At 69.8% G+C, this 12058-nt stretch carries 11 protein-coding genes; 2 read left to right on the top strand and 9 right to left on the bottom strand.

All coding sequences use genetic code 11. From position 1 onward, the window contains the following. Nucleotides 1–140: 140 nt before the first annotated feature. Genes G406_RS0121570 through G406_RS0121560 form a run of 3 tightly spaced genes read right to left on the bottom strand, consistent with a single transcriptional unit; the run spans nt 141 to nt 3201 of the window. Nucleotides 141–932: an aminotransferase class IV gene (locus G406_RS0121570; RefSeq protein ID WP_156935055.1), complete on the bottom strand. Its 792-nt coding sequence runs from the start codon at nt 930–932 to the stop codon at nt 141–143. Then, nucleotides 929–1603, bottom strand: coding sequence for a response regulator (locus tag G406_RS0121565; protein ID WP_028935405.1), 675 nt, complete (start codon nt 1601–1603; stop codon nt 929–931). The genes G406_RS0121570 and G406_RS0121565 overlap by 4 nt, the downstream gene beginning before the upstream one ends. Then, nucleotides 1600–3201 (bottom strand): ATP-binding protein, encoded by a 1602-nt coding sequence (locus G406_RS0121560; RefSeq protein ID WP_037077810.1) that lies wholly within the window; start codon nt 3199–3201, stop codon nt 1600–1602. Before G406_RS0121560 ends, G406_RS0121565 begins: the two co-directional genes overlap by 4 nt. Nucleotides 3202–3308: 107 nt before the next feature. On the opposite strand from G406_RS0121560, the gene G406_RS0121555 reads away from it, so the two are divergent. After that, on the top strand, nt 3309–4652 hold the full coding sequence (locus tag G406_RS0121555) for a cation:dicarboxylate symporter family transporter (RefSeq protein ID WP_028935403.1): 1344 nt from the start codon (nt 3309–3311) through the stop codon (nt 4650–4652). After that, nucleotides 4649–5593, top strand: coding sequence for a CE1 family esterase (locus G406_RS0121550; RefSeq protein WP_028935402.1), 945 nt, complete (start codon nt 4649–4651; stop codon nt 5591–5593). Before G406_RS0121555 ends, G406_RS0121550 begins: the two co-directional genes overlap by 4 nt. Before the next feature lies 1 nt (nt 5594). On the opposite strand, the gene G406_RS0121545 is transcribed toward G406_RS0121550, so the two are convergent. The 6 genes from G406_RS0121545 to G406_RS0121520 form a co-directional block, all read right to left on the bottom strand. Then, nucleotides 5595–6293: a haloacid dehalogenase type II gene (locus G406_RS0121545; RefSeq protein ID WP_037077802.1), complete on the bottom strand. Its 699-nt coding sequence runs from the start codon at nt 6291–6293 to the stop codon at nt 5595–5597. Next, complete coding sequence (locus G406_RS0121540; RefSeq protein ID WP_028935401.1) at nt 6290–6976, bottom strand: ArsR/SmtB family transcription factor; 687 nt, start codon at nt 6974–6976, stop codon at nt 6290–6292. The genes G406_RS0121545 and G406_RS0121540 overlap by 4 nt, the downstream gene beginning before the upstream one ends. Before the next feature lie 382 nt (nt 6977–7358). Beyond that, nucleotides 7359–7847, bottom strand: a complete 489-nt coding sequence (locus tag G406_RS0121535) for a ribose-5-phosphate isomerase (RefSeq protein ID WP_037077795.1) — start codon at nt 7845–7847, stop codon at nt 7359–7361. Continuing rightward, nucleotides 7847–9562, bottom strand: coding sequence for a dihydroxyacetone kinase family protein (locus G406_RS0121530; RefSeq protein ID WP_028935399.1), 1716 nt, complete (start codon nt 9560–9562; stop codon nt 7847–7849). The genes G406_RS0121535 and G406_RS0121530 overlap by 1 nt, the downstream gene beginning before the upstream one ends. Further along, complete coding sequence (locus G406_RS0121525; protein ID WP_028935398.1) at nt 9559–10863, bottom strand: RbtT/DalT/CsbX family MFS transporter; 1305 nt, start codon at nt 10861–10863, stop codon at nt 9559–9561. The genes G406_RS0121530 and G406_RS0121525 overlap by 4 nt, the downstream gene beginning before the upstream one ends. Before the next feature lie 5 nt (nt 10864–10868). Next, a complete protein-coding gene (locus G406_RS0121520; protein ID WP_156935054.1) occupies nt 10869–11960 on the bottom strand; it encodes an alcohol dehydrogenase catalytic domain-containing protein in 1092 nt (363 codons plus the stop codon). Between the last annotated feature and the right edge of the window lie 98 nt (nt 11961–12058).

Below are 12058 nucleotides of genomic sequence, written 5' to 3'. Positions count from 1 at the left end.
TGTGCAAACAACACCACCGCATGATCCACACCAGCGGATGGACCGTCACCATCCGAGACGGATGGCCCGAATTCATCCCACCGAAATGGCTCGACCCCACCCAAACAGCGAGACGAAGACCCACGCGCGTCTACTGATGATCACAGCGGTTCCGGCCGGATTTCGGCGTACCGCTGCGCCAGAGCACTCACCCGGGGATGGTCGACGGGCCAACTGATGCCGTCGACCACGCTGACGGGGCGTACACCCACGGCCGCGTTGGTCGCGAACACCGCCTCTACCTCGGGCAGCTGCTCCAGGGTGACGCCGCGGAAGTCACCACCACCGGATTCGATGAGCAACCGCATCGTGACACCGGGGAGCCACTCGGCCTGGGGCCACACCACCCGGCCGCCGAGGACGACGCCCACATTCGACGTGGCGGCCTCGCAGACGGTGCCGTCCGAGCCGATGAACAGGACGTCGTCGAAACCGGCGCGCTGGGCCTGGCGGCGCTGCCAGATTGTGCCGAACAGGCCCACGTGCTTCACCTCGGGCAGGTCTCGAACATGCCGGACCGACCGGAGGCGCAGCGGCGCGACAGCCGAAGCGGCGGACGTTCGGGTGGTCACCAATGCCTGTGGTCGCGTGTCGGCCCCAGGGTGGCCGAGGTCGAGCGACGGGTCGAACACGGTGACCCGGACGACCGCCGGGCCGGCCACGACACGACGCACCAGGTAGCGGATGTGATCGGTGTCCAGTTCGGTGTCGAACAGCCGTCTGCAGTCGGTCGCCAACCGGAGCAGATGCAGCGACAGGCCCCGTACCCGCAGGTTCTCCTCCACCCGGAACGAGGTGAAGTGCCCGTAGTTGATCAGCGCCAGAGCCTTGAGCTGGTCCTGGCTCACCTCGACGCCGTTCAGTTCCGCCACGTCGCGCGTCGTCGGAGTCATCGACCTGCTCGCGCGTCCACGTACCAGACCTCGGGGCGGCCGACCGAGCCGTAGCGCGGCACCCGGGTCGCCTGGCCGTTGTCCGCCAGGTACTCCAGGTAGCGGCGGGCGGTCACCCTCGCGACGCCGGTGGCCTCGGCCGTCGCGGCGGCGGACAAGCCCTCCGTGTGCTTCGCCAGTGCTGCCTTGATCGCGGTGAGGGTCGGTCCGCTCATGCCCTTCGGCAAGGTGGCCTGCGCCGGGGCGCGCAGGCCGGCCAGTGCGCGGTCGACCTCAGCCTGGTCCGCCGCGAGACCGACGCTGTCACGGAACTGCCGGTAGCGCTCCAGCTTGTCCCGCAGCGAGCCGAACGTGAACGGCTTCAGCAGGTACTGCACCACGCCGAGCGACACCGCGGCCTTGACCAGTGACAGGTCTCGCGCCGAGGTCACCGCGATGACGTCGACGTGGCGGGACCGCGTCCGCAGTGCGCGGCACACCGCGAGCCCGTGGGTGTCCGGTAAGTAGAAGTCGAGCAGCACCAGGTCGATGTCCTCGCGTTCGCAGCAGCGCAGCGCGTCGGCGCCGTTGTGGACCACCGCCGTCACGGTGAAGCCCTCAATGCGCTGCACGTACTCGCGGTGCACCTCGGCGACCACCGGGTCGTCCTCGACCACCAGCACCCTGATCATCGGCTCGCCTCGTCGCTGATCGGCAGCCGGACGGTGAACACCGCGCCGTGGTCACGGTCCAGCTCGATCGTGCCCCGATTGCTGCGCACCGCCTGCCCGACCAGCGCCAGCCCGAGCCCTCGCCCGGCGGGGCCATCGTGCGGTTTGGTCGAGAAACCCCGCCGGAACACCTCGGCCCGCGCTTCCTCCGGCACGCCGCGGCCCGTGTCGGCGACCCGCAGGAGCAGCTCCGTGCCGTCGACCCGGACCGTCACGATCACCTTCGGCCTGCCGTCGGCCAGCCCCTCGATCGCGGCATCCATGGCGTTGTCGATCAGGTTGCCGAGGATCGTGACCAGTGCGCGCGGCTCGATGCCCCGGGTGTCGTCCAGCGCGGTGTCATCGGTGAACACCAGCTCGACGCCGCGTTCACTGGCCTCGGCCGCCTTGCCGAGCAGGAGCGCGGCGAGCACCGGTTCAGCCACGGCGCCCACCACCCGGTCGGTCAGCTGCTGGGCCAGGGTGAGCTCGGCGGTGGCGAACTCGACGGCCTCCTGGGTTCGCCCCATCTCGACCAGCGACACCACCGTGTGCAGCCGGTTCGCGGACTCGTGCGCCTGGGCGTGCAGCGACTCGGCGAGCCCCCGGGTCGTGTCCAGCTCGCCGCTGAGCAGCTGAAGGTCGGTGTGGTCGCGCAAGGTCACGACGTTGCCGTCCACACCGTCGCTTCGCACCGTGGCACTGTTCAGCACGACCACTCGGGTGTCGGTCACGTGAATCTCGTCCAGCCTCGCCTCACCAGCCGCGAGCGCCTCCGCCAACGGAGCGGCCAGTCCTAGATCGCTGACCAGCGCGCCGACCGGAGACTCGGTCAGCCCCAGGAGATCACGGGCACCGTCGTTGCACAACACGACGCGGCTGTCCGCGTCGACGAGCACCAGCCCCTCGCGCACCGCGTGCAGCGTCGCCTCGTAGGAGGCGAACACCCTGCTCAGCTCGGCGGGTGCCAGACCCTGCGTCTGTCTGCTCAACCGCCTGCTGATCAGGAAACTGCCGACGCCACCGACCAGCAGCATCGCCGCCGCGGCGACGATCAGCGACACCAGCCGTCCGGCGAGGTCGGCGGAGATCGTGTTCACCGTGATGCCCACCGCGACCATCGCCGTGACCCGGTGCCCGGCGTCGAACACCGGAACGACCGCACGGATCGACGGTCCGAGGCTGCCGGTGTAGGTCTCGGTCACGACACCACCGGCGCGCGCGGCGGCGGTGTTGCCGATGAACTCCTCGCCGATCAGCTCCGGGTTCGGGTGGGTGAAGCGGATCCCGTCCAGGTTCATGATCGTCACGAAGTCGACTCCCGCGTCGCCGCGCACCCGCTCGGCGAAGGGTTGCAGGAGCGCGGTCGGGTTCGGGCCGGTCACGTCGGTCAGCACGCTCGGGGTGTCGGCGATGGTTCTGGCCACGGCGAGAGCTCGGTTGCGTGCCCGGTCGTTGACGGTGTCGGCGGCGTTGAGGTACGCCAGAACGCCCCCCACCGCCACCAGCACACCCAGTCCCACCAACTGCACCAGGAGAAACTGTCGGGCCAAGCTCCAACGCCACCGTGGACCACGCACCAGGTAACTCTATGAACACAATGGTGACCTGGTTCACCCCGCACTGGATAGTTTGCCCCAGCGCCGCGCCAACGATGCGCGCGGGAACACTCCAGTAGGAGGCAACGGTGCCGACGTCCGACACTGCAGTACCGTCCCGGGCTTCCCGGGACCGGACCCACTACCTCTACATCGCGGTGATCGCCGCCGTCATCCTCGGCATCATCGTCGGCTTCCTGGCCCCCGGCTTCGCCAAGCAGCTCGCGCCGCTGGGCACCGGCTTCGTCAACCTGATCAAGATGATGATCTCGCCGATCATCTTCTGCACGATCGTGCTGGGCATCGGTTCGGTGGCCAAGGCAGCGCAGGTCGGCAAGGTCGGCATCATCGCGCTCGTCTACTTCATGGTGATGTCGACGTTCGCGCTGGCCATCGGGCTGGTCGTGGGCAACCTGGTGCACGCGGGCGAGGGTCTGAAACTGACCCCGACCTCGCTCGACAGCATCCACAAGCAGGTCGAGGGCAGCAAGGGGACCGTCGAGTTCCTGCAGAGCATCATCCCGGACACGATCCTGTCGGCACTGACCTCGGAGTCGGTACTGCAGACGCTGCTGGTGGCGCTGCTCGCCGGCTTCGCGCTGCAGAAGCTCGGACCGTCCGGTGACCCGATCCGGCGCGGCGTGGAACACATCCAGCGCTGGATCTTCCGCATCCTGGCGATGATCATGTGGGCGGCCCCGATCGGCGCGTTCGGCGCGATCGCGGCGGTCGTCGGTGCGACCGGCTGGGACGCACTGACCAGCCTGGCCACGCTCATGTTCGGCTTCTACGTCACCTGCGCGGTGTTCGTGTTCGTGGTACTCGGCGCGATCCTCTGGATCGGCGCGCGGGTCAGCGTGTTCAGCCTGCTGCGCTACCTGGGCCGGGAGTTCCTGCTGATCCTGTCGACCTCGTCGTCGGAGTCGGCGCTGCCCCGGCTGATCGCCAAGATGGAGCACCTCGGGGTCAGCCGCTCGGTCGTCGGCATCACGGTGCCGACCGGCTACTCGTTCAACCTGGACGGCACCGCGATCTATCTCACGATGGCGACACTGTTCGTGGCGTCCGCGCAGGGCAAGCCGCTGTCGGTCGGCGAGCAGATCGGACTACTGCTCTTCATGATCATCGCCGCGAAGGGCGCGGCCGGGGTCAGCGGTGCCGGTATCGCCACACTGGCCGGTGGGCTGCAGTCGCACCGGCCCGACCTGGTCGACGGTGTCGGGTTCATCCTGGGTATCGACCGATTCATGTCCGAAGCCCGCGCGCTGACCAACTTCGCGGGCAACGCCGTGGCCACCGTCCTGATCGGCAGCTGGACCGGCGAGTTCGACCGGGCCCGGTCCCAGGCGGTCTTCGCCGGCCACGACCCGTTCGACGAAGCCAGCCAGCTGGGGTCGGTCCACGCCGAGCCGGAGCTGGCGGGCGCACGATGAGTCGGGCAGTGCGTGCGGCCGGTGTCGTGCTGGCCGCCGCGCTGCTCACCGCCTGCGGGTCCCCCGCCGAGTCCTCGGCCTCGGCGGGGCCCCGTTCGGCGGGATGCGGCCACGCCACCCAGATTCCGACCGATCAGACCGTGCAGCGCACCGTCGAGTCCGGCGGCCTGAGCCGCACCTACACGGTGCACCTTCCGCCGAGCTACCAGCAGGACACCGCGGCGCCGCTCGTGCTGTCGTTCCACGGCCACAAGCGCACGTCGGCGTACCAGGAGAAGCTGTCGGAGTTCTCCACCCAGAACGTGATCGCTGTGTACCCGCAGGGTCTGGTCGGCACGGACGGCGAGACCGCCTGGACCGGCGCGCCTTATTCGGCGCCGGCCGACGACGTGCGGTTCACCGGCGATCTGCTCGACCAGCTGGAGAAGGACCTGTGCGTCGACCCGTCGCGGATCTACGCGACCGGCAAGTCCAACGGCGGCGGTTTCGTCGGCACCCTCGCCTGCCGGATGTCGGACCGGTTCGCCGCGTTCGCCCCGGTGTCCGGTGCGTTCTACGCCGTCGGCGGCCCGTGCAACCCGGTCCGGCCCACGCCGATCCTCGACTTCCACGGCACCGCCGACGAAACGATCCCCTACCAGGGGTCGGCGAAGAAGGGGCTGCCGTCGATCCCCGACTGGCTGACCGCGTGGGCACAGCGCAACGGCTGCGGCGAGCCGCCCTCGGTCCGCGCCGAGCACGACGACGTCGTCAAGATCAGCGAGTGGCCCGGCTGCAAGGCAGACCTGATCCACTACCGGATCGAGGGCCTTGGCCACGACTGGCCGAGCACCCACCCGAACCTGGACTCGGACAAGCCGACGGTCCTGAACGCGACACCGATCATCATGGCGTTCTTCGCCAAGCACACCCTCAACCAGCCACCCCCGCACAACCCGTGAGTCAGCAGTCGAGGATGGTGGCGAGGTCGGTGAAGCTGGCGACCGAGTGGTCGCGCCCGGGGGTGGAGCGGTCGGCGGTCCGGTGCGGGCCCTTCTCCCGGGGGCGTTCGACGAACGCGGTGCGCAGGCCGGCCGCCTGGGCGCCGTCGAGGTCCCAGTTGTGGCAGGCGACCATCAGGACCTCCTCCGGCGGCACGTCGAGCAGCGCGGCTGTCGTGCGGTACGGGCGGGGGTCCGGTTTGTACGCCTTGGCCAGCTCGGCGGACAGGATGCAGTCGAACGGCAGACCGGCCGCCTTGATCAGGCCGGTCATCAGCGCGAACCCGCCGTTGGACAGCGCCGCCACCGGGTAGCGCGCGCGGATCCGGGTCAGCCCCTCCACCGCGTCCGGCCAGGCCGGCAGCCGGTGCCAGGTCCGCACCAGCTCCCACCGCGTCTCCTCGTCGAACAACCCGTCGAGGTTCCGGGCGACCAGCAGCTCGTCGAGGGTCTCGCGGTGCAGCGTGTCGAGGTAGGCCCAGTCGCGCTCGCCCCGGTTGACCCGGCCCATCGACGGCAGGTAGCGGTCGCGCCATTCGTCGGTGAACCGGCCGGCGTCGAGCTCGACGCCGTGTCGTACCGCGATGTCGGCGACCTGCTCGGCGACCCCGGTGCGCCAGTCGACCGTGGTGCCGAAGATGTCGAACGCCAGTACCTTCATGCGACCTCCCGCTCCAGCCAGGTGGCCAGGCCCTGGCGTCCGTCCGGTGTCAGGCTGACCACGCGGCTCGCTTCGTGCAGGCGCAGCCAGCGCAGTTCGACGAACCGGGACATCAGCGCCGCGCCGAGGCTGCCGGCGAGGTGGTAGCGCCGTTCGCTCCAGTCCATGCAGCGGCGCGCGAGCGGGCGTCCGCCGCGATCCAGCGCGTCGACCTCGATGCCCACGGCGCTCAGACCGCGCACGCCGTCGGGGCTCACCCGGTACGAACCGTCGTCCTCGACCAGGAAGCCCCTGCCGACCAGCGCTTCCGCGACCGCGACCCCGACCGTGCCGGCCAGGTGGTCGTAACACATCCGGGCGCGGCGCAGGTTGTCTCCCCGCAGTGCGGTGCGCAGTGACGTGACCTCGGCGGGCGGCGCCACCAGCAGCAGCCCCTCCACCGCGTCGCCGACGGCGGTGGCCAGCCGGTACAGCTTGCGGCGCCCGACCGGTTCGACCACCAGGAGCCCGCCGTCGACCAGCTTGCGCAGGTGCCCGCTCGCGGACGGCCGGGACATCCCGGCGGCATCGGCCAGCGCGGACGCGGACTGCGGCCGCCCGCCCAACAGCACGAGCAGGATCGCCGCTCGCCCCCGGTCGGCCATCAGCGCGGCGACCCGCGCCAGATCAGCATCCCCAGCCATGCCCGCAACGCTACGGCCACAACAGTTCACCCCCACCCGAACTGTGCACCCGCCTGAGCAGACCGCCCCGCACCCGTACACCTCGCGCGCACGACTTCGCAGACTCTCCTGTCCCATCGCAAAGGCTGCAGCGTCTGCGACCCAACACCAAAGTCTGCGAGGTCGACCAAAGCTCCGCCAGGCGGGCTCCGCTCCGCGAGTCTCCCCGAAGGGGGTTCAGTGCGAAGCACTGCAAAAAACGCAACAGGCGAAGCAAAACGCAACCAGACAAGCGCGCGTCAAGCAACGGCAGCGAAGCCGGAGCGAAGCGACCGGCGCAGCCGCCGAAGTTTCCGGTTGCGGGCCCCCGGAGCGAAGCGGAGTGGGGTCCCTGCCGGAAACTTCAGACGCGCGGGGGCCCGCCGGAAAAGCCAGCCAGATTACCTTCCTCGTAGCGGCTCAGGGTGTCCAGCTTGGCCGCGGAGGCGCTGCTCGGGTCGAACGTGTAGCCGAGCCATTCGGTGACCAGGCGACGTGCCAGCTCCAGGCCGATGACCCGCTGGCCCATGCACAGCACCTGGGCGTCGTTGCTCAGCACGGACCGTTCGACGGAGAACGAGTCGTGCGCGGTGACCGCGCGGATGCCGGGGACCTTGTTGGCCGAGATCGCCACGCCGAGACCGGTGCCGCAGACCAGCACGGCCCGGTCGGCTTCGCCGCGCGCGACCAGTTCCGCGGCTTGGACGGCGATCTCCGGGTAGGCGGTGTGTCCGTCGGAACGGACCCCGACGTCGATCACCTCGGTGACCCGGTCGTCGGCCAGTAGGTCCGCCTTGATCTTCTCCTTGTAGTCGTAGCCGGCGTCGTCGGCGCCGATCACCATGCGCAGCATCAGGGTCGCTCCTGGTCGTTGAGTAGGTTCGCGATCGCGGTGGCGATCAGGGCCATCGAGGTGGCGCCGGCGTCGGGTGTGCCGACGCTCTTCTCGGCGAGCGGCCGGGCGCGTCCGACCTGGGGTCGCAGCTCCTTCGTCGCCTCGGCAGCGCGCACCGCGACCTCGGCGGCGGCGGTGCAGGCCGGACCGAGTGCGGTGCCGGAGCCGACGGCGGTCTCCAGCTCGTCGACGAACGGCAGCAGTGCGTCGAGGAGGGTCTTGTCGCCGCGTGAGGCCCTGCCAAGGTCGACGATCGCGTCGGCGAAAGCCCGCGTCCCGGCCACCACGTCGGCGTCGGTGTACCGGTCGCGTTCGTCGCCGAGGCTGCGGCCGAACGACTCCAGGGCCGCGCCCCACAGGACGCCGGACGTGCCGCCGGCCTCCTCGGCCCAGGCCTGCCCGACGCGTTGCAGCAGGAAGGCCGCGCCCGCGTCCGGCGTGGTCGCCTCCGCCCGGCGTACCGCCGCCGACGCGCCTTTCACCATGCCCCGGCCGTGGTCGCCGTCGCCGGCGACCGCGTCGATCCGGCCGAGCTCCTGTTCGTTCTCCACGACTGTCCTCTTGACCTCCGCGAGCACGGCGCGCACTCCGGTCGCCAGCTCGCGTGCGGCCGCGGTCGCCGGGGGCACCACCACTTCGACGTCCGAGGTGTCCTCGCCCGCCGACGAGCGCAGCCCGTGCATGGGAGCGGCGGACTTGCGGTAGGCGGGCGTGTACGCATCGGCCCGCCACAGCCGTTCCAGGTCCTCGTCCAGCCACATCAGGGTGAGCGAACAGCCGCCCATGTCCAGGCTGGTGACCAGCTCGCCGACCTCGGCGTCGACGATCCGGTAGCCGCGTTCCCGCAGCTGTCCGGCGACGATGCCCCACAGCAGGAACAGCTCCTCGTACTTCGTGCTGCCCAGCCCGTTGAGCACCGCGCCGACCGTCGTGCCAGCACCGTCCGGCGCGGCCGCGAGTACCCGCTCGACCAGCAGCGTCGCCAGTTCGGACGCGGGCAGCATCGGCATGTCGCGGATCCCCGGCTCACCGTGGATCCCGAGGCCGAGGCCGAGGTGCCCGTCCGGAACGGTGAACAGCGGCTGGTCCGCGCCGGGCATCGTGCAGCCGGAGAACGCGACACCCAGGGTCCGGGTCGCGTCGTTGGCCGCGTTCCCGAGCCGTTCGACGGTGTCCAGGTCGTGGCCTTCCGCCGCGGCCGCGCCGAGCACCTTGAACACGGTGAAGTCGCCCGCGATGCCGCGCCGCTGGGTGGGGGTGTCCGCCGAGGCGATGTCGTCGGTGACCACCACGATGCGGGTGTCGATGCCTTCGGCGCGCAGCCGCTGTGCGGCGATGCCGAAGTTCATGATGTCGCCCGCGTAGTTGCCGAAGCTGAAGATCACGCCCCGGCCCTGGTCGGCGGCCTTGCCGACCGAGTAGGCCTGCGCGGCCGACGGTGAGGTGAAGATGTTGCCGACCACCGCTCCGGTGGCCAGGCCGGGGCCGACCGTGCCGCAGAACGCCGGGTAGTGCCCGGAGCCGCCGCCGATCACGACGGCTACCTGCGGCTGCTCGGCGCGGTGTGAGACCACGCCGCCGGGCACGCCGCGCAGTCGGTCGGAGTAGAGGTCGAGGAAGCCGGTCAGTTGGTCCTCGGAGAAGGTGGCCGGGTCGTCGAAGATCGTGGTCATGACTGGTTCCTCCCGATCGTCGCGTGCCGTTGCTCGTCCTCGGGGACCTTGAGTGCGCCGACCATCACGAACGCGGTGCCGTAGAGCAGGACGAACGCCCACACGACACCGACGTTGCCCAGGCCGAGCGCCAGCACGACCGCGACGACGGCCGCACCGAGGAACGCCGCGCCGCCCGCCGCGGTGGTGTACATGGCCATCGCGGCGCCTTTGTGCTCCGGCGCGAGCGCCGGCATGATCGCGCCCATCGGCACGAACCCGGCCAGCAGGCAGCCGAACACGCAGCCGGCGGCGGTCGAGACCCAGAAGCCCCACGTCGAGCCGGCCGGCACCAGGTGCGGCACGTACCACCAGGCCAGCAGCCCGACGGCGGAGCCGAACACACCGAACCAGCGCACCGTGCGCCGCCAGCCCCAGCGGTCGCCGACAGCGCCGAACAGGGCGTTGACCAGGATGTTCGTCGCGTAGACGAACACCGTCATGGTGAGCCACCTGGCCTGGCCCCAGCCGAGGTCGTCGGCGATCACGGCGGGCAGGATGACGAACATGCCGTACTGCGGCGCGGTGTTGATCAACCGGACGAGGAAGCCCATCAGGATTTTCGGCTGCTTGACGGTCAGGCGCAGCCCCGCGGTCAGCACCTGCGCCGCCGTCTCACCCGGCGGCGCGATCCGTCGGGCGCCACGAGGGTCCCGGACCGCGAACCGGGCGACCAGGAAGCCGATCACGACGAGCGCGATCGAGCCGATCATCGCGGCGGTCTCACCGGCGGAGCCGCCGCCGAACGCGGGGATCATGCCGAGCGCGAACAGCGAACCCAGCGTCGGCAGACCACCGGTGAACATGACGTAGAACCAGCCGACCGCGACGCCGTTGCGCTCCACCGGCGTGGTGATGTTGATCCACACCAGGAAGCTGAACGCGAACAGCGGGTAGCCGAAGCCGCGCAGGAAGTAGGTCAGGAACACCAGCGGCAGGCTGCCGATGGCAAGGCTGACCAGGAACAACACTTCGAACACGATCCACACGGCGGCGCCGAGCGCCATCACCCTGCGTGGCCCCCACAGGTCGGACAGCGCACCGGACAGGTAGCTGCCGACCAGTACCGCGATGCCGTACAGGGAGATGATCGTGGCGACGGTGCTCGCCGGGCTGGTCAGCACCGTGGTCATGTGCGGTGCGATGAAGTTGGACTCGGTGCCGTTGCCGGTCATGAAGATCAGCACCGCGACGAAACCCCAGCGTAGGGTGTGCGGGATGCCGATGCGGTCGAGGAACGTCTCTGGCTGCGTCGTGGTCATCTGATTCACGCGTTCGGGAGGATCGAGACCTTGACCGACGACCCTCCGGCGTCGGCCACCAGGTCGAGAGCCTTCTGGAAGTCGGCGAGTCCGAGCTGGTGGGTGCAGATGTCGTTCACCGGGACCGCGCCGTTCTCCAGCATCTTCACCGCGGCGGGCCAGCAGTTCGGGCCCAGGTGCGCACCGAGGACGTCGAGCTCCTTGTCGTCGGAGATGATCGACCAGTCGACCGTGACGTCCGAGCCGAACACCGAGTACTCGACGTAGGTGCCGAGCTTGCGCAGCAGGTTGAGGCCCTGGCCGACGGCCGACGGGTGCCCGGTGCCCTCCAGGTAGACGTCGGCACCGTAGCCGTCGGTCATCTTCTTGATCTCGGCGACCGCGTCGACCTTGCTGATGTTCAGCACCACGTCCGCGCCGCACCGACGGCCCAGCTCGAGCTTGTTGTCGTCGAGGTCCAACGCGACCAGGGTCATCGGGTTCTTCTGCCGGGCGCCCGCGATCAGCCCGAGGCCGATGGGACCGCACCCGGCGACCACGACGACGTCGCCGAACTTGATGTTCGCCCGTTCCACCGCGTGCAGCGCGCAGGACAGCGGCTCGACGAACGCCGCGTGGTGCGCCTTCAGCTCGGCTGAAATCTTGTGCACCCTGGCCCGGGTCGGCACCAGGACGTACTGCGCCATCGCGCCGTTGAAGTTGCGGAAGCCGAACATGTCGTGCGGCGCGCACATCCAGTACTCACCGCGACGGCAGTACCGGCACTCCTCGCAGGGCACGATCTGCTCGCAGGTCACCCGGTCGCCGAGCGCCACGCCGTGCTGCGCGAGGCCCGCCTCGTCACCGGCGACGACCGACCCGACGAACTCGTGCCCGGGGATGATCCCGGTCTGCACGTAGGTCGGCCGGTTGTCGTCACCCCAGAACTTCGCCGCGCCGTGCCAGCACTTCAGGTCGCTGGCGCAGACCCCGACCGCCTCGACCTTCATCAGCAGATCGCCGGGCCCCGGGCTGGGGACGTCGACCGTTTCCAGTCGATAGTCCTTCGGGCCGTGGACGACAACCGCCTGCATCTGCTCCGGGATCGAGTGAAGCACCTGGTACCTCCGTTGGTATGTGGTGCACCTCATCCTGCGCGACGTGTGAACATATGTCAAGCACAAATGTGCAGCCGTGAACATTTGTGCACCGCGCA

The organism is Actinospineispora spinosispora DSM 44797, assembly GCF_000429025.1.
Classification (GTDB): Bacteria; Actinomycetota; Actinomycetes; order Mycobacteriales; family Pseudonocardiaceae; genus Pseudonocardia; species Pseudonocardia spinosispora.
The sequence above is the reverse complement of the archived record's forward strand: the minus strand, read 5'-3'. Positions and strand labels throughout refer to the sequence as shown.

What these genes read in the sequence shown, in the direction of transcription:
- G406_RS0121550 (WP_028935402.1), top strand. Translation starts at nt 4,649, where the DNA reads ATGAGTCGGGCAGTGCGTGCGGCCGGTGTCGTGCTGGCCGCCGCGCTG.
- G406_RS0121545 (WP_037077802.1), bottom strand. Translation starts at nt 6,293, where the DNA reads ATGAAGGTACTGGCGTTCGACATCTTCGGCACCACGGTCGACTGGCGC.
- G406_RS0121535 (WP_037077795.1), bottom strand. Translation starts at nt 7,847, where the DNA reads ATGCTGCGCATGGTGATCGGCGCCGACGACGCCGGCTACGACTACAAG.
- G406_RS0121540 (WP_028935401.1), bottom strand. Translation starts at nt 6,976, where the DNA reads ATGGCTGGGGATGCTGATCTGGCGCGGGTCGCCGCGCTGATGGCCGAC.
- G406_RS0121530 (WP_028935399.1), bottom strand. Translation starts at nt 9,562, where the DNA reads ATGACCACGATCTTCGACGACCCGGCCACCTTCTCCGAGGACCAACTG.
- G406_RS0121570 (WP_156935055.1), bottom strand. Translation starts at nt 932, where the DNA reads ATGACTCCGACGACGCGCGACGTGGCGGAACTGAACGGCGTCGAGGTG.
- G406_RS0121525 (WP_028935398.1), bottom strand. Translation starts at nt 10,863, where the DNA reads ATGACCACGACGCAGCCAGAGACGTTCCTCGACCGCATCGGCATCCCG.
- G406_RS0121565 (WP_028935405.1), bottom strand. Translation starts at nt 1,603, where the DNA reads ATGATCAGGGTGCTGGTGGTCGAGGACGACCCGGTGGTCGCCGAGGTG.